This window comes from Pantoea sp. ICBG 985, from assembly GCF_002928365.1.
GTDB classification, from domain to species: Bacteria; Pseudomonadota; Gammaproteobacteria; order Enterobacterales; family Enterobacteriaceae; genus Pantoea; species Pantoea dispersa.
Map to the genome: position 1 here is coordinate 378,134 of NZ_POWM01000003.1, position 20,845 is coordinate 398,978.

The 20,845-nt window shown below is 58.7% G+C and carries 21 protein-coding genes; 9 read left to right on the plus strand and 12 right to left on the minus strand.

Annotated features, from left to right (window positions below; all coding sequences use genetic code 11):
- Positions 1 to 27: 27 nt before the first annotated feature.
- The 3 genes from C1Y42_RS11235 to gcvA form a co-directional block, all read right to left on the minus strand.
- Positions 28 to 885, minus strand: coding sequence for a MurR/RpiR family transcriptional regulator (locus C1Y42_RS11235; RefSeq protein WP_104093462.1), 858 nt, complete (start codon positions 883 to 885; stop codon positions 28 to 30).
- 198 nt (positions 886 to 1,083) lie between these two features.
- Positions 1,084 to 1,713: a LysE family translocator gene (locus tag C1Y42_RS11240; RefSeq protein WP_058776142.1), complete on the minus strand. Its 630-nt coding sequence runs from the start codon at positions 1,711 to 1,713 to the stop codon at positions 1,084 to 1,086.
- 96 nt (positions 1,714 to 1,809) lie between these two features.
- Positions 1,810 to 2,694 (minus strand): transcriptional regulator GcvA, encoded by an 885-nt coding sequence (gcvA, locus tag C1Y42_RS11245; protein WP_058770406.1) that lies wholly within the window; start codon positions 2,692 to 2,694, stop codon positions 1,810 to 1,812.
- Positions 2,695 to 2,963: 269 nt separating this feature from the next.
- Between gcvA and C1Y42_RS11250 the strand changes: the two genes are divergently transcribed.
- The 5 genes from C1Y42_RS11250 (at position 2,964) to C1Y42_RS11270 (ending at position 5,708) form a co-directional block, all read left to right on the plus strand.
- Complete coding sequence (locus C1Y42_RS11250; protein WP_031279954.1) at positions 2,964 to 3,404, plus strand: VOC family protein; 441 nt, start codon at positions 2,964 to 2,966, stop codon at positions 3,402 to 3,404.
- Positions 3,405 to 3,438: 34 nt separating this feature from the next.
- Positions 3,439 to 3,969, plus strand: coding sequence for a GNAT family N-acetyltransferase (locus C1Y42_RS11255; protein WP_104093633.1), 531 nt, complete (start codon positions 3,439 to 3,441; stop codon positions 3,967 to 3,969).
- Positions 3,970 to 4,016: 47 nt separating this feature from the next.
- On the plus strand, positions 4,017 to 4,454 hold the full coding sequence (locus tag C1Y42_RS11260) for an acetyltransferase (RefSeq protein WP_104093463.1): 438 nt from the start codon (positions 4,017 to 4,019) through the stop codon (positions 4,452 to 4,454).
- Positions 4,455 to 4,479: 25 nt separating this feature from the next.
- A complete protein-coding gene (locus C1Y42_RS11265; protein WP_104093464.1) occupies positions 4,480 to 4,875 on the plus strand; it encodes a GFA family protein in 396 nt (131 codons plus the stop codon).
- Between the two features lie 92 nt (positions 4,876 to 4,967).
- Positions 4,968 to 5,708: a GntR family transcriptional regulator gene (locus tag C1Y42_RS11270; protein WP_058758945.1), complete on the plus strand. Its 741-nt coding sequence runs from the start codon at positions 4,968 to 4,970 to the stop codon at positions 5,706 to 5,708.
- On the opposite strand, the gene C1Y42_RS11275 is transcribed toward C1Y42_RS11270, so the two are convergent.
- The 8 genes from C1Y42_RS11275 to C1Y42_RS11310 all read right to left on the minus strand — a co-directional run bounded on the left by C1Y42_RS11275 (position 5,695) and on the right by C1Y42_RS11310 (position 14,138).
- Positions 5,695 to 6,675 (minus strand): PfkB family carbohydrate kinase, encoded by a 981-nt coding sequence (locus C1Y42_RS11275; RefSeq protein ID WP_059011471.1) that lies wholly within the window; start codon positions 6,673 to 6,675, stop codon positions 5,695 to 5,697. The genes C1Y42_RS11270 and C1Y42_RS11275 overlap by 14 nt on opposite strands.
- Complete coding sequence (locus C1Y42_RS11280) at positions 6,662 to 7,684, minus strand: ADP-ribosylglycohydrolase family protein (RefSeq protein WP_199188989.1); 1,023 nt, start codon at positions 7,682 to 7,684, stop codon at positions 6,662 to 6,664. Before C1Y42_RS11280 ends, C1Y42_RS11275 begins: the two co-directional genes overlap by 14 nt.
- A 17-nt stretch (positions 7,685 to 7,701) precedes the next feature.
- Positions 7,702 to 8,976 carry a nucleoside permease gene (locus C1Y42_RS11285; protein WP_104093466.1) on the minus strand — a complete coding sequence of 425 codons (1,275 nt, stop codon included), beginning with the start codon at positions 8,974 to 8,976 and terminating at the stop codon, positions 7,702 to 7,704.
- 379 nt (positions 8,977 to 9,355) lie between these two features.
- A complete protein-coding gene (locus C1Y42_RS11290; RefSeq protein ID WP_104093467.1) occupies positions 9,356 to 10,666 on the minus strand; it encodes an MFS transporter in 1,311 nt (436 codons plus the stop codon).
- 108 nt (positions 10,667 to 10,774) lie between these two features.
- Positions 10,775 to 11,413 carry an N-carbamoylsarcosine amidohydrolase gene (locus tag C1Y42_RS11295; protein ID WP_058770411.1) on the minus strand — a complete coding sequence of 213 codons (639 nt, stop codon included), beginning with the start codon at positions 11,411 to 11,413 and terminating at the stop codon, positions 10,775 to 10,777.
- Between the two features lie 9 nt (positions 11,414 to 11,422).
- Positions 11,423 to 12,124: an Asp/Glu racemase gene (locus C1Y42_RS11300; protein ID WP_199188990.1), complete on the minus strand. Its 702-nt coding sequence runs from the start codon at positions 12,122 to 12,124 to the stop codon at positions 11,423 to 11,425.
- Between the two features lie 47 nt (positions 12,125 to 12,171).
- Entirely contained in the window at positions 12,172 to 12,993 is an 822-nt protein-coding gene (locus C1Y42_RS11305) for an alpha/beta fold hydrolase (RefSeq protein WP_058780992.1), read from the minus strand.
- Positions 12,990 to 14,138: an FAD-dependent monooxygenase gene (locus C1Y42_RS11310; RefSeq protein ID WP_058780991.1), complete on the minus strand. Its 1,149-nt coding sequence runs from the start codon at positions 14,136 to 14,138 to the stop codon at positions 12,990 to 12,992. Before C1Y42_RS11310 ends, C1Y42_RS11305 begins: the two co-directional genes overlap by 4 nt.
- 322 nt (positions 14,139 to 14,460) lie before the next feature.
- Here C1Y42_RS11310 and C1Y42_RS11315 point away from each other — a divergent pair, with 322 nt between their 5' ends.
- The 4 genes from C1Y42_RS11315 (at position 14,461) to C1Y42_RS11330 (ending at position 20,187) form a co-directional block, all read left to right on the plus strand.
- On the plus strand, positions 14,461 to 15,513 hold the full coding sequence (locus tag C1Y42_RS11315) for a 2,5-dihydroxypyridine 5,6-dioxygenase (RefSeq protein WP_021508808.1): 1,053 nt from the start codon (positions 14,461 to 14,463) through the stop codon (positions 15,511 to 15,513).
- Positions 15,514 to 15,591: 78 nt separating this feature from the next.
- Positions 15,592 to 16,053, plus strand: a complete 462-nt coding sequence (locus tag C1Y42_RS11320) for a MarR family winged helix-turn-helix transcriptional regulator (RefSeq protein WP_021508807.1) — start codon at positions 15,592 to 15,594, stop codon at positions 16,051 to 16,053.
- A gap of 43 nt (positions 16,054 to 16,096) precedes the next feature.
- Positions 16,097 to 16,624, plus strand: coding sequence for a (2Fe-2S)-binding protein (locus tag C1Y42_RS11325; protein WP_370445697.1), 528 nt, complete (start codon positions 16,097 to 16,099; stop codon positions 16,622 to 16,624).
- Positions 16,621 to 20,187, plus strand: a complete 3,567-nt coding sequence (locus C1Y42_RS11330; protein WP_104093468.1) for a molybdopterin cofactor-binding domain-containing protein — start codon at positions 16,621 to 16,623, stop codon at positions 20,185 to 20,187. The genes C1Y42_RS11325 and C1Y42_RS11330 overlap by 4 nt, the downstream gene beginning before the upstream one ends.
- Positions 20,188 to 20,208: 21 nt before the next feature.
- On the opposite strand, the gene C1Y42_RS11335 is transcribed toward C1Y42_RS11330, so the two are convergent.
- Positions 20,209 to 20,793, minus strand: coding sequence for an NTP transferase domain-containing protein (locus C1Y42_RS11335; RefSeq protein ID WP_058770416.1), 585 nt, complete (start codon positions 20,791 to 20,793; stop codon positions 20,209 to 20,211).
- Between the last annotated feature and the right edge of the window lie 52 nt (positions 20,794 to 20,845).

The window sequence follows — 20,845 nt, forward strand, 5'->3', positions numbered from 1 at the left end:
TTATGACAGATACAAATGAATCATCTGTCAGGATTTGCCGGCATGCACGTAAGCTCCGGAATCGATTAAATAGCGTTCGGCGTTTTCAATTTTACTGACCGCATCACGTCCATGACGGGCCACCAGCATCGCCAGCAGGCACTCGGCCAGGCCCATGCCAGAGACGACTGACGGGAAGAACGATGGGCTGTCCAGTGAAAACCGGAGCGAGCAATCAGCGGCCTGCGCCAGCGGCGAGACCGGTGAGTCGGTAATGGCGATGATCTTTGCGCCCGCCTGCTGCGCTGCGCGCAGTACATCAAGTGATTCGCGTGAATAAGGGGCAAAGCTGGTAAGTAACAGGCAATCCGCGGCGGTCAGTTCACGCGTGAAAACTTCGATATTGCTCGCCAGACCATCCACCAGTGATACCTGACGATTGAACAGCCGATACACATAAAATAATGACCAGGCGATCGGAAAGCTGGCGCGGAAGCCGCAGATGTAAACATTGTCAGCCGCATCGAGTAAGGTCACCGCCTGTTCCATTGCCTGGCGGTTTTCGTTCTGCGTAAAGGCCAGGTTGGTCTGATGGGCCTGAAACATCGCATCATACAGCTGCGGTTGCGTGCCGGCGGCCACCAGCTTTTCCGCTTTCGAGACATAGGTATCATTGCGCAGGCCGATGTCATCGATGAATGCGTCTTTGAGTTCACTCCAGCCGTTATAGCCCAGCCGTTTCGCCAGGCGCAGCAGCGTTGCCGGTTTCACTCCGGCCTGCTGCGCAAAGGTGCGCATGGATTGCACCACCAGTTGATTGGCATTCTGCAGTGAGAATTCGGCAGCCCGCTGTAGTTCTGGCGATAATTCACTGAACTCGCGGACGATAGTTTCCTTTAGATTCATAGCAACGATTCACTGGCTTTAACGTTCAGGTATCTAAACACATTTGAGATCAAGACTCTAGGCGCGGATATCACACCGGAGTGACGGCCTGAAGCAGGGCGCGATGCGTCGCGCCGCAACAATCAGGCTGCTCATGGTGGTTCACTTAACTGAGCGGCCTGTTGCTATGGAGGGCGAACCTGAGGTTAAAAATTTGCTTTATTGACGACTCAACACCAGTTTCAGTCCGGCAATGGCAAAACAGCAGGCTAATAGCGCATCTAATCCCCGGCGGATACGGCGGTAAAACGCGTTCATTGCTGCGGTGGAAAATATCAGCGCATAGCCGCAAAATACCGCGACGCAAATTGCCGCACAGCCGAGAATAATCAGCGGTAAGGTCGAGGCTGCGGCGTCCGGTTTGAGCGCGACGGACATGATTGCGACCCAGGTTAAAATGGCTTTAGGATTACCGACGTGCATCAAAATTCCCTGCCGAAATAACGCGCCATATGCAACGCGGTGATCGCTGATAACGGTTTTATCGGCAGCGGTGCGGGTTAACGCAGATTTACCGGCTTTGTACGACAGCCACAACAGATATAACCCGCCGCCGATTTTCAACACCAGCAGCAATTGGGCAAACGTCGCCAAAACGGTTAATACCCCGCAGGCCGCCAGCAGCGCCCACAGCATTGAGCCGCCAATTACCCCGCCCGCAAGCGCTAAGGCGGCACCGCGCCCTTTATTCATCGCCGTTCCCATAATCGCCATATTACTCGGACCAGGGCTGGCCGTTGCCACAAAATAAGTGGTGTAAATCAGCATTAATTCGTGTGAAAGCGCCATGATATCCTCTGCAGGTGAAATGTCCTGAACCTGTTATATCGGCTTGCTCAGAAATTTACACTGTCTTGTTGATATGAAGAAATGCCGGACGCTGTTCTATTCTGTGGACTGCTGCATGAGCCAGGCTCTTACCTTTACCACAGCAGAACGCAGCAGCGCTTCGTGGGGCGTAATAAGCCAGTACGCGTGTCCGGTATTCAGCGTATTTGGAAACGGTGCCACCACCTCACCGGATGCCAGGTTTGCCTGAACAAATCGCCTGCGCATCAGCGCTACGCCCATGCCGGCAAGCATCGCCAGCCACGCCCCGCTGCCATCGCTATACAAGGGCCCTTTACCGGAATCAATATGCCCGACACCGGCTTCAGCGAGCCAGCGCTGCCAGTCTTCCCGGTGCATATCATGCAGTAACGTGACGCGACCGAGTGCGGCAAGTGCCGGCGGTTCCCCCAGCTGCTGCGCCACAGCAGGAATGCAGACTGCAAGGTAGTCGTCGTCGATCAACTTCTCACTCACGCAACCCTCACAGAAACCGTTGCCATGCCGTACGGCCAGGTCGATACCATCCGTGGCGAAAGACTGAATGCGGGAAGTGGCACTGATGCGCAGGTCGATATCCGGACAGGCACGTTCAAAATCAGCCAGTCGCGGCAGTAACCAGTGGGTCGCAAATCCGGTGGTGCAGGCCAGCGTGATGGTATTTTTTTGTGTCTCCTGCACCAGCGTTTCAGTGGCTTCACGTATCAGGCTGAAAGCTGAAGCAATCGAGTAGTAATAGCCCTGACCGGATGCCGTCAGCGCCAGCTTGCGTCCATTTCGCTGAAACAGTGGCAGGCCCAGTTGCCGTTCCAGTTCCCTGATGTGCAGGCTGATCGCGCCGGGCGTGACGTGCAACTCCTGGCCTGCAAGGGTCATGCTGAGGTGCCGGGCAACGGATTCGAACGCCTTCAGGGCGTTAAGAGAAGGCAGGCTGTTTCGCATTGTTTAGTTTTCCTAAAAAACAGGCGGAAATTAAATCGTTTTTATTTCCTCTCCGTCAACGTTATTAATAGGCATATAGCACGCGTTGCCGTGTCGTTTTTATCTTAAAACTATTGAGTTATATTGAAATTTTAAGAGAGAGTACCGTTTCACGCACCACGCCTCCACATGGAAAAATGAGCAGCGACCAGGCCCTTTATGGCGATTAACCTTTACCAGGCTTGAGTTTTTGTCGTGTCAGGGAGGCAATAAATGGAGACAGGATGCAGATGAAGGATATCGATGTTGGATTTACCCACGTTGCGTTTATGGTGAGGGATCTTGAGAAGAGCATGGATTTCTACCGCCGCTATGCAGGAATGAAGGTGATACACACCCGTGAACCTGACGTCCCGGCTGCCCGCAAGGTAGCATGGCTGAGCGATCATACCCGCCCTTTCGCACTGGTTCTGGTGCAGGCGGATGACGTGTCAGATACGCCACTGGGTAAATTTGGACACCTAGGCATTGCCTGTGCGTCACGCGAAGAGATCGATCGTAAAACAGCGATGGCCGTCGCCGAAGGCGTGTTACGCAAAGCCCCTGAAGAGGCTGGCGAACCGGTGGGATATTACGTATTTTTTGCCGATCCTGATGGCAATACGCTGGAGCTGTCTTTCGGGCAGCGCGTCGGGCTTGAAGCGATACGCACCGCTCCCGGTTTACTTTAACCGCCTGCACGCAGGCAGCGGAGAACATATGGCACTGACGTTGCCGATTTATACTCAACGCCTGGTGTTGCGCAAGCTGACAGTGGCTGATTTGCCGCATCTGTCGCGCTATCGCAATCTGCCAGACGTTGCTCGTTATCAGAGCTGGGAAGAATTTACCCGGCAGGACGCTGAGAAATTATATGCGCAGCAGGATGCGCTGCCGTTCAACAGCGATAACACCTGGTTTCAGCTTGCCGTAGCACACCAGGAAGACGACCGGCTGATAGGGGACATCGGAATTCATTTTTTTGATGAAGGAAGACAAGCTGAACTCGGCATGACATTTGATGCCGGATATCAGAAACAGGGTTTTGCGCTTGAAGCAACGAGTGCCATCGTTACCCTGCTTTTTACGCAGTTTGCAAAACACCGGCTCACTGCCGTGGTAGACACACGTAATATTCGCGCCATAAACCTGCTGGAAAAGCTGAATTTTCGCCGTGAAGCGCACTACCGGCAGAATATTTTTTTCAAAGGGATGTGGGGCGATGAATATCTTTATGCGCGGCTGGCCAGCGATTAGCGCAGGCATTGCGTTAAGCCATCGCGTTGGCATGTTAAGGAGGCATAGTGACAATTAGCGAAGTAAGCAAGGAAGAGTATCACTTACTGATTCAGGTCTGGGAGGCTGCCGTCAGAGCAACGCATCATTTCCTGAATGAACAGGATATCCTGCGGCTCAGACAGCTTATTCTGGAAAATTATTTTGACGCCGTTGTTCTGAGAAAGTTGACCGATGAAAACCATGACATTGTCGGATTCATCGGCGTGCAGGATGAGAATATCGAGATGCTTTTCGTCTCGCCCGCTCATCACAAAAAAGGGATCGGTGCACGGTTAGTCCGTTACGCTATCCGTCATCTTTCAGCGAAGAATGTGGACGTTAACGAACAAAATACCGCTGCGCTCGGGTTCTATCAGCATCTGGGCTTTCAGGTGACGGGACGGTCTTCCGTTGATGGTGAGGGGAAACCGTTTCCCCTCCTCCATCTGAAGCTGATGCAATAATCCGGCACAGGAATCAGGAGAAAAAATGAACGGAAGTTGTCTCTGTAAACGTGTGCGCTACGAATGCGATCGACTGGCGGGCAGCATTACGCATTGCTGCTGTCATACCTGCAGGAAAGCGCACGCCGCCGCTTATACCTCCACAACGCGCGTGCGGCGAGAGGATTTCAGGTGGACCCAGGGAGAAGAATTTCTGACGGCATTTAACTCTTCCCCGGATAAGTTGCGTTATTTCTGTTCAGTCTGCGGATCTCATCTGATGGCTGAAAGACCTCATCAGAGCCACGTGATTCTGCGTGTGGCCACGCTGGACGACGATCCCGCTCAGACGCCGGTTTCCTATATCTGGTGCTCGCACACCGTGCCGTGGCTAACAGAACGCGACGATGTGCCTCATTATGAGCAGGATAAAGAAACATGATGACTGGTCAAAACGCCGCTGGCTGCGCGCCGCATTAAAATTCAGTATTATAGCGGTTCCTGCCGCTGACCCGAGTGAGTGCCCTGCCCGCTATGACTGACCACAATGCGCTGTTGGCGCGGTTGACCACCACACTGGCGACAGAGAGTCGCACGCCGCTGTATAAACGCTTTGCCAGTGCGATTAAAGATGCGGTGCGCGATGGCACGCTGGTGCACGAAGAGATCCTGCCGGGCGAGCGCGAGTTCAGCCAGTCGCTGAACATTTCGCGTATCACCGTGCGTAAAGCCATGGACGAGCTGGAAAAAGAGGGCGTCGTGTTCCGTTCCCGCGGCTACGGCACGCAGATTTGCAGCCAGTTTGAATATTCACTCAAAGAACCAAAAGGATTGTCGCAGCAGGCGGTGCTGCGCGGTAAAACGCCGGACACCGTGTGGATCAACAAAAGCAAAATTGCCTGTAGCGCAGAGATCGCCGAAAAGCTGGGGCTGAGCACGGGCAGCGATGTCTATCTGCTGAAACGTATTCGCTATGTTGACCGCCAGGCGGTCTCGGTTGAAGAGTCATGGGTACCGGCGCGTTACATCGCCGATGCCGATGAGATTGGTATTTCGCTGTATGACTATTTTCATCGCCAGCAGATCCTGCCGGTGAAATCCCAGAGCCGGGTCAGTGCGCGTATGCCGGACGAAGCCCTGCAGCAGCAAATTGCCCTGCCCGCCAATGTGCCGGTGCTGGTGATTAAGCAGCTGGCACTCGACGCACAGGGCAATCCGCTGGAGTACAGCATCAGCTACTGCCGCAGCGATATGTACGTGTTTATTGCTGAGTAAGGCGTTGCTGCCAGTAAGCGCGCAGTGTGGCACGATCGGGCGCACAGTCGCCGCCGCGCCGGGAAACCACATACGACGCCACTGCGTTGCCCAGCGCAACGCTCTCCGCCAGTGACCAGCCGGACGCTAATCCCGCCAGTAATCCGCCAGCATGGCTGTCGCCCGCGCCGATAGTATCGACCACCGTAGTCGCCAGTGCGGGCACCCAGCCCTGCGCCTCAGCGTCGATGTATCCGGCACCTTCGCTGTCCAGCCTTAACACCATTGCGCCGTCAAACTGCTGCTGCCAGCGCGCCATCAGCTGATGGGCGTCGAAAGGTTCGGATGCGCGCAGACGCTCATGCCACAGCAGCTCCGCTTCCTGCCTGTTCACTGTAATCAGTGGCTGCAACGCCATGATACGCGCAAACTGCGCCTCACCGATGTCCGCCAGCCGCGGGCCAAAATCCACCAGCAGCTGAAACGGCGGTGCCTGCTGCTCCAGCCAGTCGATCAGCACCTCGCCGCTTTTGCTGGTGAGCTGATAACCCGAGAGATAGATCCAGCGCTGCGCCGGCTGCGGCAATGTGCGCAACAGCGCGGCGTCCCACTGGTTTTCCACGCCACTGACGGAAAGAAAGGTGCGTTCGCCATCCGGCTCGACCAGCGCCAGACACCAGCCATTATCATCGTGCGCATTTTCCAGTACGCTCTGCACACCGTATTCCGCCAGCTTCTGTCGCACGATACTGGCCCAGATACCGTTCCCTAGCGGCAGCGCGTTGATGGATGGAATGCCGAGACGATGCAGCGCAATGGCGACGTTAAGCGCACAGCCGCCAACGTTCACGCCCTGCTGATGCAGTTCGATGTCGCTGCCGCGATACGGCAACGTCCAGGCATCGGCAATCACATCCACTACCGCCGCCCCCACCACGCACACCGGCAACCGGCCCGCCAGTCGGGACAGATCGTCAGGCGTCAGCATAGGCGGCCTCACGCTGCTGGCGGAAACGGACAAACGCGCGGCTGTAATGGGTGAAATCCAGCGCGTTAGCGGCATCCAGTTCCGCTTTTAGCTGCGCATCGATCGCGTCGATACCGTGCAGCGCGCCGCAAATGGCAACCGCCATCGCGCCGATAGTGTCCGTATCGCCGCCCAGATTGGCGCACAGAATGGCGCAGCGGTTGGGATCGGTGGCTGCCAGTTCGACCATGGCGATCGCTGCCGGTACCGATTCAATGGTGCTGGTGCCGGTACCGACCAGATCGTAGATCTGCTGCATGGTCGACTCGGTGCCCCTGCCCTGCGCCACCACCTGCAACGCCAGTTCGATGCGGGCCGCCATTGCCGCACTGAAAGTGGTGACGCGCCGCTCCTGCGCCGCGCGGGCAATCGCCGGCAGTTCGTCACGAATCGTTGCCCAGTCACTACCGTCAATCGCGCGGGAGATTGCCCAGGCGATCGCGGTGGCACCGGCAATCGCCACGTCGGATTTGTGTGTCGGGCTGGAGGCCAGCGCGACAGCATCAATAAAAGCCGGCAGGTCACGCGCCGGCAGCAGACAGCCAAGCGGCGAGACGCGCATCGCCGCGCCGTTGGTCAGGCCGTTATTTTCCAGCTGCGCCACCGGCGTGCCGTTTTTCAGCGCGTTAAGCGCGATTTTGGAGGTCGGCCCGAGCACATTTTTGTTAAAGGCATCAAACGCTTCCGCCCAGCGCAGAATATTGACGCCGATGGTTTCCGCATCAATTTCGCCGTCGTGGCTGATAATGGCATCGGCCAGCGCCAGCGCCATTGAGGTGTCGTCAGTGAAAGCCGCCCGGCCAAAGTAGCAGGCGGCATTGTTTTCTGCCGGGCCGGGCAGGAAGCGATCGATCCAGCCGAAGTGCTGTTTCACGCGGCTACGCGGCCACAGTTCCGATGGCATGCCCATCGCATCGCCCAATGCCTGGCCGTAAAATGCGCCCAAAATCCGTTTTTCCTGGTGTGTCATCGTCATGGTTACATCTCTTATTTATGGCTGTCAGCGGTTGCTGAGTGTTCAAAAGCGGTTAATTCATCACTGCGTTTTTTGCCGTCGCGGAACAGAACGATAAAGGCGATGGTGATGATGACTATCATCACGCTGCCAAACATCCACATTCCCGCCCAGTTGAAGGTCTGACCGTTGCGCGGCTGGTCATACGCGAACATCTCCTGCATCAGATAGCCGCCCAGGCGGTAACCCAGCAGGCTGCCGATGCCCTGACAGGCCAGGGTGATCAGGCCCTGCGCAGCGTTACGCATCGCCACCGGCGCTTTCTTATCCACATAAATGTAGGCGGTGATGAAGTAGAAGTCGTAGCTGACGCCGTGCAGCAGAATGCCCATAAACAGCAGGCCGAAGGTCAGCAGGTTTTGATCGCCGCCGAACACAAAGAACACGTAGCGCAGCGCGGCGGTGACCAGACCGAGCAGCAGCACTTTGCCGATGCCGAAGCGTTTAATGAAGAACGGCAGCGCCAGCAGGAAGAAGATTTCTGATACCTGGCCGAGCGTCATCCAGCCGGTGGCGTGGGGCAGACCGACTTCGGTCAGATATCCCTCAGCGAAGATGTAGTAGAACGCCAGCGGCATACTGAACAGGAATGAACAGACGAAAAATACGAGGAAGCTGCGATCTTTCAGCAGGTGCAGTGCGTCGAGGCCGAGCGCCACGCGCAGGCTGAACTTGCCGGTGCTTTTGGGTTCGGTGGCTGGCAGGGTCAGGGCGAACAGGCCAAGCAGCAGCGAACTGGCCGCGGTGATCAGCAACGGTACATTGCTGGCGGAGATATCGCCAAAGCCGAGCAGCGGCGGCAGAAAACCGCAGGCGATGCCGGAGGCGATCCAGCCGATAGTGCCCATCACGCGGATGCGCGGATAGTCGCGCTCCACGTCACCGACGTGGGAAAACGCAATACTGTTGGTCAGCGCAATGGTCGGCATGTACGTGAGCGCATACAGCAGCAGCAGCGGAAAGAAGCTGCTGAAGTGCGTCTGCTGTGCGGCAAAGAACATCAGGATCGCGCCGGCGATGGTCAGCAGCGATAACACTTTCTGTGCCTGGAAGAAACGGTCAGCCAGCGAGCCGACCAGAATCGGTGACAGGATGGCAGCGATGGAGGTACAGGCGTAGCACCAGGCGATCTCAACCGGCGAAAAGCCGTTTTTGCTGAGAAACGCCCACAGCGGCACGAACCATGCCCCCCAGATAAACCACTCTAAGAACATCATGAACGACAGCTTTGGAATTGTAGTTTTCATCGAAATAGACTCCCCGGTGTTGGTAGAACCAATCTAGCACCAGAATAGATACCTTTATAATACCTCTAGCTGATAGTTTGAGCTATCCCACAAGATTTTTACCTTATGGATAACCGATAAGCGAGGAGGATTGGGTGCGGAGGGCGTGACGGTCTGGCGGGGTGTGGAGCTGCATCCTGCGGCTGTGAGGCGGTCGCCATGTCCTTGTCAGTTATATTTTGAATTTGTACATAAATGATTGCACTTATCGTAGCGGCGCAATTTATTGCGCGATGAATCGCGCCGCTACGAATTTGTGCGTATTGCAGTTTCTGAACTATTCGGCATTATGCCATCGATGGCAATCCATCAGCGATCGTTCAAATAGGTAAGGTATTCGCTACCGGTTCACCAGCTTCGCTGGCAGCGCGACCACTAACAGCGAGCTGAGCAGCAGACACACGGCGAAGAACCACAGCGCGCCGTTGCTGCTGCCGGTGAGATCCAGCGCCACGCCCATGACGGAATTACTCACCAGTCCGGCGATATTGGCGATCGAACAGGCCAGCGCAAAACCCGCCGCAGCCGCCGTGCCTTTCAGGAACGTAGCGGGCAGACTGAAAAACACCGGCACCGCCCCGATAATCATCGCCTGTGCAATTGAGAACAGCAGCACGGTCATCGCCACGTTGTGAGCAAAGAAGGTGCTGGTGCCCATCGCTGCCGCGCCAATAATAAACGGAACAATGATGTGCCAGCGGCGTTCACGCAGGCGGTCTGAGCTGGCACCGATCGCCAGCATACCAATCAACGCCGCCAGGCTGGGGATCGCCGTCAGATAGCCAATGGTGTTGATATCGGTGGTACCGGCATTCTTAATAAAGGTCGGCATCCAGAAACCCATGGCGTAAGCGCTGAGCAGAATCGAGAAGTCGATGCCGCCGAGCATCACTACGCGAATATTCAGCAAACCATCGCGCAGGCTGTGTTTCAGCCCTTTGGCGTCACCTTCGTCGCGCGCCAGTTCGCGTAGCACCGCCTGCTTCTCACTGCTGCTGAGCCAGCTGGCGCTCTCGACGCTGTTCGGCAGCAGCCAGAACGTCAGCACACCCAGTAACACGCTGGGCAGGCCTTCCAGCAGAAACAGCCACTGCCAGCCGCGCATGCCGTAAACCTCATGAAAATGCCCCATGATCCAGCCGGAAAGCGGTCCGCCAATCAGGCTGGAGAGCGGCAGGCCAATCATAAACAGCGCAATGATGCGGCTGCGGCGCCACGAGGGAAACCATTTGGTGAGATAGAACAGCACGCCAGGCAGAAAACCGGCTTCGGCCGCGCCGAGAAAAAAGCGGATGATGTAAAACTGGGTCGGCGTTTGCACCAGCAGCGTGGCGGTCGAGAGCAGGCCCCAGGTAATCATAATGCGCGCGATCCAAATCTTCGCGCCGACCCGCTGCAGGATCAGGTTGCTCGGCACTTCAAACAGGATATAGCCGACAAAAAACAGCCCGGCACCCAGACCAAACGCGGTCTCGCTTAGCGCCAGATCGCTCGCCATCTGTAGCTTAGCCAGGCCGATATTGATGCGATCTAGGTAGGCCGCGAGATAACACAGGCAGAGAAACGGAATCAGCTTCCAGGTGATTTTGCGATAAATCGAAGCGGTGTCTTCGGCTGCCAGCGCAGCAGGACGGGTTGAAACGTCAGTCATGGTGTTCTCCGGGCGCAATAACCCCGTCGTCGGGGAGATGTTGTTATGCGTCTCAGCCGCAGCCGAAACGGACTGTTTGTGCGCACTCCGTGCAGGTGAAACGCGCCCTTAACGGGCGCTGAACTTCCCGAGATACTCCAGCGCCGCGGCTTTACTTACCACGTCGCCATATTTACTGTCGATATCAAACAAATTGGCCTGATGCGGCGCATCATGGCGATCGCCCACGCATTCACGCACCACCATGGCGCGAAAACCGTATTGCAACGCATCCACTGCGCTGGCGCGGATGCAGCCGCTGGTGGAGCAGCCGGCGATCAGCAGCGTATCAATGCCCTGCGCCACCAGCATCGATGCCAGAGACGTGCCAAAAAACGCGCTGGCATACTGTTTGGTGATCACCACTTCTGCGGCAAGCGGCTGCACCGCCGGACAAAACGCGGCCAGCGGATTGCCCTCCACCATGTCACGCATCACCGGGGCTTTCTGCACCCAGATACCGCCGTCCTGCTGATGCTGCGGATGGTAGCGAATCTGCGTATGGATCACCGGAATCGCGCACTGGCGCGCCGCCGCCAGCAGGCCCTGTGTGGCGGCCACCGCCTCTACCACGCCCGGGGCAAATAGCGCGGCGCCCGGCGTGGTGTAGCCCTGCAGAAAGTCGATCATCAGCAGCGCCGGACGCTGACCAAAACCGATGCGGTTGCCCCAGACACCGGCGTAGTTATCACTGACACTCTGGCTCATGGTTTCTCCCTACCACGCACCGGACAGCAGTGCGCCCGCGCCCGGCACCACCGGCTCCAGCTCCAGCGCCTTCAGCAGAGCGTACGTAGTGGCAATGGCGGCCGTAATTACCGGCTTGCCGGTCTGCGCCTCCACTTTTGCCACCGCCGGCAGCGATGGCATCTGCACGCAGGCCGACAGCACCACCACATCAACATCCGTCAGCGTCATGTCCGCCACGATGCCAGGTAAATTGGCCGGGTCGTGGCGGGCGACGGCGAGGTTATCGGCAATTTCCAGCGCGCGCCACTGCTTTACCTCAATCCCTTCGCGCTGGATGTAATCCACCACCAGCTCGGTCAGCGGCTTCATGTAGGGCGCTACCAGCGCGATCTTCTTCGCGCCCATAATATGCAGCGCATCGACCAGCGCGCCGGCACTGGTGATCACCGGTGCCAGCGCCTCGTTGTCGCGCGTGACCTGTGTCAGGCGCTGCTGCGACTGGCGATGATAGCCCGGGCCCATCGCCATGATCGCCACCAGACAGGCATAGCCGAGCACGTCAACGCGCGCGTCGGACAGCTCCAGCGCACAGCGGTCGGACTCTTTATCCATCGCCGCCAGTTCATCTTTATTGACATGCTTCATGCGCATACGGCTGGAGTGGAAGGTAAACCGCTCCGGGCGAATCAGCTGGCGCGCCTGCAGCATGGCGGGAATTTCGGTTTCCATGGTGATGTTGGAACTCGGCACAATCTGGCCGATACGATACGAACGCGTCATGGCTGCGTCTCCGGAGTCAGTGAGGGGCCAAGGAAGGTGCCAAAGGCATTAAAGAAGCCGTGAAAATCATCCCACGGGATCATGTGACCGGCGCTGGCTACCCGGCTGATCTCAATGGTCGGCAGCAGCTCGCGGATTTCGGCTTCATCTTCCGCCTGAATGACGCCGCCCTTGCCTGCCACCATCAGCAGAGTTTTTGCCGGCAGCTGAGGGAAATATTGATGGATATCGAGCTGGTGAAAATCGTCATAGGCGCGACGGATGGCCGGCGTATAGCAGGTGTGCAGCCACTCGGCGCGCAGCTGGCGCTGGTCATCGCTCCAGGCCGGGCAGTATTGCTTCATGGCTTCAGCATCCATGCCGCGCTGCGCGTCGCGAATGGAATCTTCATACCACGGCCACTGACCCGGATAGAGACGCCGGCCCGGACCGGAAACCGGCGGATCGATCAGCGACAGCGACAGCACGCCGGCCGGCTGTTTCACCGCCGCACGCATGATGAAGCGCGCGCCCATCGAATGGCCAACCAGGTGATAGCGCGTCAGCCCCAGCGCATCCGCGAAGGCGTTGATGTCATCGGCGCAGCTCTCCATGCCGTAATCCAGCCCTTCACCGCTGCTGGAGAGCCCGCGACCGCGCACGTCCAGTACCCAGGTATCAAAATGCTGCGCAAAAACTTCCGCCACAAAACCCCAGGTGATCGCCGGGCTGGTGATACCCGGTACGAGGATCAGCGCGGGCCCGCTGCCGCCGTAGCGCAGATAGTGCTGGCGAATGCCGTTGGCCTGTACCTGACCGCCGTGCATAAAACGGCTCATGAGGTCACCTCGCTTTTCAGCGGCGCGGCAAACACGTCGTAGCCGTACACCCAGGCCGGATCTTCCTGGGTGCGCAGGAAAGTATTGGCGTTAGAGACGGCCTGCACGCGCGACGCACGTTCTTTGCGGTTGGCTTCATACAGGCGGAATGCGGTGCGATAATCATCAAGACCGGTTTCCGTCAGGCAGCGCGACAGCATGGCGGCATCTTCGATGGCCATCGCAGCGCCCTGCGCCATGTGCGGTTTCATCGGATGGCAGGCATCACCCAGCAGCACAATGCGCCCTTCGCTCCATACCGGCAATGGCTGACGGTTGAGCAGCGGCCATTTGGTGACCGATTCGCTGCACTCGATCAGCGCCTGTACCACCGGATGGTAGTGACCAAACGTTTCCAGCATCTCCTGCTGACTACTTTCAACGAAGCTGCCTTTGATATCCCACGCCGGGTGCGGCACACCGGAGACGTAATAATATTCGTCGCGCGCTTTGGTGGTGTAATAGACCATCAGATGACGATCTTCAGACCACCACTTGACGCAATCTTCAAAGCTGAGGTTGTATTTGCGCAGTTGTTCGCCGCGGATCAGCGCACGGTGCGCCACCCAGCCGCTGTAAGTGGGCGCTTCCACCCCCAGCAGATGTTCACGCAGCTTTGAGTTGATGCCATCCGCGCCAATCACGATATCCGCGCGCGCTTCGCTGCCATCCTGAAAACGCAACACCACATCGCTGCCGCTGTCTTCGACGCTGCTCAGGCACTTGCCGAACTGGACGCTGCCCGGCTGCAGACTGGTCATCTGCATGGCCTGCAAATCGCCCCGGTGCACCGTGACATAAGCCGCACCGTACTCTTTGCGCGCATAAGCGCCCAGCGGAATGCGTGACAAATACTCCCCGGTCTCGCCGTCGCGGCTGAACCAGAAATCGGGATGCGAAGCCAGATCCTCCAGCTGCTGTTCGATGCCCATGCGGCGAAACACCTTGAGCACGTTCGGCCCCATGTGGATGCCGGCACCCAGACGGGAGAAAGCCGGGCTTTGTTCATAAACCGTGACATGAAATCCCGCTTTCTGTAACAGCGAGCCGGCGGCAAGCCCGCCCAGCCCGGCGCCGATCACCGCGATGCGTTTCATATTGCTCATATTTTCCTCTCACACTGACGCTGATTTGAAGGTATGCACACGGATAAACGATCAAACCCGACGCTGAATTTATAGTGCATACGCTTTAATTATTGAGGTTATGACACTGTTAAAAGCAACCGTATTTACAGTGAAAACTCGATAACATGATGTTAATCACAGCCTGATGATAAGGTTAAATAGGCTTTTCTTATGTCAAAAAGAAATGCTTGCACTGTTCTTCGCAACACGTCTATAACAAACACATAAAGCGTGTTCGCTATAAATAGCTGAAGTTTTGCGCAGCAAATTGTCTGACATCTAACCCTGAGAGGAAACCGCTATGGCAGTAAATCAGAGCCAGTTAGGCCAGATGTTCGAGCAGGTTTTACGGCTGTCGAAAGTCGACGCCAGTCAGAGTGTCGCCATCCTGAAAAGTCACTATTCCGATGCACGCACCGTGCAGGCCGCCACTGATGCTGCACTACGATTGGGCGCGAAGGTGTATTGCGTTGAGCTGCCGGCCTTCAATCACCCGACGGCAATGGGTAACGACATGACCGCCTACTGCGGTGATACCGCGCTTACCGGCAACATTGCCGCACAGCGCGCGCTGGAAGCGGCGGACCTGATCGTCGATACCATGATGCTGCTGCATTCGCCGGAGCAGGAGCAAATCCTGAAAACCGGGACGCGAATTTTGCTGGCGGTTGAGCCGCCGGAAGTATTGGCACGAATGTTGCCCACTGAAGAGGACAAGTCGCGCGTGCTGGCCGCGGCGGCAGTGCTGGAAAAAGCGCGCATGATGACGGTGAAGTCGCCGGCCGGCAGTGATTTTCGCGCCCCGCTCGGCCAGTACCCCACGGTGACGGAATATGGCTACGCGGATGAGCCGGGCCGCTGGGATCACTGGCCGAGTGGCTTCCTGTTTACCTGGCCGAATGAAGATCAGGCTGAAGGCGTGCTGGTGCTGGACGTCGGCGACATCCTGCTGCCGTTTAAATCTTACGCGCGTGAACGCATCACGCTGGAGATCGAGAAAGGTTTTGTCACCCGCATTCACGGTGGCTTTGAAGCCGAGTATCTGCGCGATTACATGCGCTACTTCAACGATCCGGAAGTGTACGGTATTTCCCACATCGGCTGGGGGCTGCAGCCGCGCGCACAGTGGACGGCGATGGGATTACACGACAAAAACGACGGCATGTGTATGGACGCGCGCGCCTTTTACGGCAACTTCCTGTTTTCGACCGGACCGAACACCGAAGTGGGCGGTAAGCGCAAAACGCCGTGCCATATGGACATTGCTCTGCGCCGCTGCGACATCAAAGTGGACGATTTGCTGGTGGTGGCGGAAGGTGAAGTGGTGGCACCGGAGGCCTCACGCGCGCGTTAATCGTGCGCAGGGAACGGCTGTCAGCGCAGTGACAATGCATTACACTGCCTGACAGTTTCCGGGAAAAAGGATAAAGGCATGTCGCACCAGCAGGATCCGCGCGCAGACCAGCGCTATGACTATACCGAGCAGGTTGGCCATCTGTTGCGCAAGGTGTATCAACGCCATGCGGCGATTTTTCAGCAACACGTCGGTGATTCACAGATCACCGCCGTGCAATTTATTACCCTCTGTGCGCTGCGCGATCGCGGTCCGAGCGCACAGAACGATTTAGTGCGCTATACCGCCGTCGATCAGGCCACCATTCGCGGTGTGGTTGAGCGTCTTAAGGCGCGCGATCTGGTCAGTCTGGGTCCCGATCCCACCGACAAACGCAAAGTGATTGTCATGCTGACCGATGCAGGCCACCGCCTGATTGACAGCACGACTGACAACGCGATGCGCATCACCGAAATGACTTACGGGCAGCTGAATCCGGCCGAACGGGTCGCGCTGATTTATCTGCTGAAAAAAATGCTGGACGATACGAGCCAGCCCTAACCCGGGGCGCTTAGCCGCCTCGCTAAGGCGGTTAATAATGAAAATGCTGGCACATCAGACTGCCACACCGGTTTCACCTGCATCCACGTGCCATTACGCCCTTGAGGTGAACGGTGCGACTCACCCCATCAGCAGCTATCGCGATACCTCGCTGCTGCTGGTGCTGCGTAATCAACTCCAGCTTAACGGACCCAAATATGGCTGCGGCCTGGGCGAATGCGGCGCCTGCACCGTGCTGATCGATGGCGTTGCCGCGCGCGCCTGCGTGATCCCGGCGTATGGCGTGCGTCAGCGCGCTATCACCACGCTGGAAGGGCTGGGCAACCGCGAAGCACTGCACCCGGTGCAGCAGGCGTTTATCGAGGCGCAGGCCGCACAATGCGGTTACTGCCTTAACGGCATGATCATGACCACCGCCGCGCTGCTGCGCGCTCAGCCCTGCCCTGATGACCGGCAGATACGTGCGGCGCTGAGCGGTAACCTGTGCCGCTGTGGCACCCATCAGGAGATCCTGTGCGCGGTGAAGCGCGCCATCACCTTATGCCTGCAGCAGGCGGAGGCGGCATCATGAGTACGGCTAACGTCCCCACGCAGCAGCAGTTGCTGGCAGCCAGCGACATCCTGTTAATTGTCGATGAGATTCAGCCGCCGCCCGGGCTGGTACCCAAAGGCCAGACGCCGACGCTGAAAGCCAAAGAGCGGGCACTGTTTCTGGCTATTGACGGTTCCGGCAGCGTCTGGGCCTTCAATGGCCATGTCGATCTCGGCACCGGGGTGAAAACCGCGCTGACGCAAATCGTCGCCGAAGAGCTCAATCTGCGCATGGATCAGGTGCAAATGGTACTGGGCGATACGCTGCGCGTGCCCAACCAGGGTGCCACCATCGCCAGCGCCACATTGCAAATTTCTGCCGTACCACTGCGTAAAGCGGCTGCAACGGCGCGCCAGTGGCTGTTACAGCAGGCCGCCGCGCGCTGGCAGCTGCCGGTGGAGAGCATCACGCTGGACGGCGGTTTCCTGCAGCACCCCAGCGGGGTGCAATTGTCATTTGCCGAACTGGTGCAGCAGCAGCGCAGCATCGTGCCGATTGATCATCAGGTAACACTCAAGCCCGCCAGTGAATATCGCTTAGTTGGTACCAGCTCAGCGCGGGTGGATATTCCCGCCAAAGCCACCGGCGAACTGACGTGGGTGCATGACCTGCGCGTGCCCGGTATGCTGCACGGCCGGGTCATCCGTCCACCGTATGCGGGCTATGACACTGGTAGCTTTGTCGGCACCTCATTGCTCAGCATTGACGAAAGCTCGATCGCGCATCTCGAAGGCATCGTGAAAGTGGTGCAGATCGCGGATTTTGTCGGCGTGGTGGCCGAGCGCGAGGAGCAGGCTATCGCCGCGATGGACGCATTACAGGTGCGCTGGAAGCCGTGGGAACACAGCCTGCCGGACCTGCGCGATATCGAACAGGCTATTCGTGATAATCCCCGCACCTCGCGCGTGGTGCATGACAGCGGTGAAGTGGATGCCGCGCTGGCGAATGTCGCGCAGCGTTTTACCCGCAGCTATGTCTGGCCTTATCAGCTGCATGCGTCGATTGGCCCTTCCTGCGCGGTGGCCGACTATCAGCCTGATTCGCTGCAGGTGTGGAGCGGCACGCAGAACCCGCACCTGCTGCGCGCCGATCTGGCATGGCTGCTGGAGAGGCCGGAAGAGACCATTGAAGTGAACCGCATGGAAGCCGCCGGTTGCTACGGTCGCAACTGCGCCGATGACGTGGCCGCCGATGCGGCGCTGCTGTCACGCGCAGTAGGCCAGCCGGTGCGGGTACAGCTGACGCGCGCCCAGGAACACGTGTGGGAGCCGAAAGGCACTGCGCAGCTGATGGAGGTGGACGGCGGGCTGGACGCGCAGGGTAATCCGCAGGTGTATGATTTCACTACGTCTTATCCGTCCAACGGCGCACCCACCCTGGCACTGCTGCTAACCGGCCGTGTCGATCCGGTGGCGCTGGCGTATGAAATGGGCGATCGCACCTCCATTCCACCTTACGATTTTCCCCATCTGCGCGTCACCATTGAGGACATGGCGCCGATTGTACGCGCCTCGTGGATGCGCGGCGTTTCAGCCCTGCCCAACACCTTTGCCCATGAATCCTATATGGATGAGCTGGCCCACGCGGCAGGCGTCGATCCGGTGGAGTACCGGCTGCGCTACATTCAGGACGATCGCGCCGCCGAACTGATGCGCGCCACCGCTGCACGTGCAGACTGGACGCCGCGCACCGCCATTCAGCAGACCGCCAGCGAACCCGGGATTTTGCGCGGACGCGGTTTTGCCTACGCACGCTATATTCACAGCAAATTTCCCGGCTTCGGCGCCGCCTGGGCTGCCTGGGTCGCGGATGTCGCGATTGATAAGCAGAGCGGCGAGATCGCCGTTACGCGCATCACCGTGGGCCATGATGCCGGCATGATGATCAACCCGGAAGGGGTAAAGCATCAGATTCACGGCAATGTCATTCAGTCCACCAGCCGGGTGCTCAAAGAACAGGTGACGATTGAAAGCAACCTGATCGCCAGCCAGGAATGGGGCAGCTACCCGATCCTGACGTTTCCGGAAGTGCCGGATATCGACGTGATGATGGTGCCGCGCCCGCACGAACCGCCGCTCGGCGCGGGGGAATCCGCGTCGGTGCCCAGCGCCGCGGCCATCGCTAACGCGGTTTTTGATGCCACCGGTATCCGTTTTCGTGAATTGCCCATTACCGCTGACAAACTGCGTCAGGCGCTGAACGGCCCCGATCCGCAGCCGGAGCCACAGCTGGCCGCACCGGCCCAAACCGCCCGCCGCCGCCGCCGAAAATGGGCGCTGGGTGGCGTAACAGGATTGCTCGGCCTCGCCGCTGGCGTGGCGATTAACGCGCTGCCGTGGCGCGCACCGATTGCGCCCGTGACACCCCCGGCCGCCGGAAGCTGGTCGGCAGAGATGCTGGAACGCGGTCGTCAGGTGGCCGCCGCCGGTGACTGCGCGGTATGCCATACCACGGAAGGGCGCGCGACCAATGCCGGCGGCCTGAAGATGGAGACGCCGTTTGGCACGCTGTACACCACCAACATCACGCCGGATAAACAGACCGGCATCGGCAGCTGGTCATTTAACGCCTTCGATCGCGCCATGCGCGAGGGCATCAGCCGCGACGGCCATCATCTCTATCCGGCGTTTCCCTACACCAGCTTTCGCCAGCTGAGCGAAGGCGATATGCAGGCGCTGTACGCCTGGCTGATGTCGCAGCCGGCGGTACAGCAGGCACCGCCAGAGAACCAGATGCGCTTTCCCTATAACCTGCGCTTCCTGATGGCGGGCTGGAACGCGCTCTACCTCGGGCGCGGCGAATACCAGCCTGACCCCCGCAAAAGCGCCGAATGGAATCGCGGTGCCTATCTGGTGAACGGAGCCGGACACTGCGGTGCCTGCCACTCGCCGCGTAATTTGCTGGGCGCGGAAAAACGCGGGGACAATTTCCTCGCCGGTGGCTGGGTCGACGGCTGGGAAGCGCCCGCGCTTAATCAGCTGAGTAAAGCCCCGCAGCCGTGGACGGCGCAGTCGCTGTATAACTACCTGCGCAGTGGTTACGATGCGCAGCACGGCGTTGCCGCCGGACCAATGGCTCCGGTGGTAAGCCATCTCGCCACCCTGCCGGAAGCCGATGTGCGTGCCATGGCCAGCTATCTGGCAGACATTAATGGTCAGGCAGCGCGCCCTGTCGCTGTGCCGGCGGCAAAACCGGCATGGAACACTGCTGCGGGGGAACGGCTGTTTAAAGGCGCCTGTCAGGCCTGCCACAGCGCCAGCGAGGGCGGACCGCAGTTGTTTGGCGTCAGCCCATCGATGGCCAACAGCAGCAGCATAACCAGCGCGACGCCGGATAATCTGTTACAGGTGGTATTGCACGGTATCGACAAACCGGCAACCGATGCGCTCGGTTATATGCCTGGCTTTGCCGCCAGCTTGTCGGATAAGCAGGTTGCAGATATTGCCGCCTGGCTGCGCCAGCGCTACGCACCTGACCAACCGGCGTGGCAGAATCTGAGCGAAAAAGTGGCGCAGGTGCGCGCTAATCCCGGCAGCCACTGACCGATTCAGGCGCGCTGCAGGTCAGCGGCTTGCCCCGGATCGTGGCAGATCCGCGTCGCGGATCGTGCCCTGATGGGCCGGCAGAGTGATGAGAATGGCCGGGTCGAGCAGCGCGCGGGCACCGCTGTCGCCCTGCAGTTGAGCGAGCGCCGCGCCATAGTGCGCGGCAAATCCCACCGGGTGGCCCGGCTGGTTTTGCCAGCTGAGCCGTACCTGCGGCGCACCGTTGCGCAGCGCCTGCGCCACGCATTGATGATCCTCCGCCCTCACCCACGCCATATCACCGGGTACGATCAGCCAGCCATGCCAGTGGGCGGTGGCCCGCACGCCAGCGGCAATGCTTTCACCGCTGCCGGCGCTGGCAATAGTGCAGGTCGCGACGCCGCACTGCTGTGCCAGCTGTTGAATAGCGCGATCTTCCGGCCGGATAATAAGGAGAAGCGGCAAACCGCTGCGCTGCGCCTGCTGCAGCGTCAGCTTCAGCAGCGGCTGAGGCACGCCATTATCGTCAGGATACGGTGCCAGCAGTTTGTGCCCGGTACCGCCGGCCTGACGAAAGCGGCTGCCGAGACCTGCAGCAAGGATGAGAATGCCTGGCGTCTGCATACAAGGATTGCTTCCGGAAGTTGGGGCGCACAGTATGGCGCGCCCCGGCCGG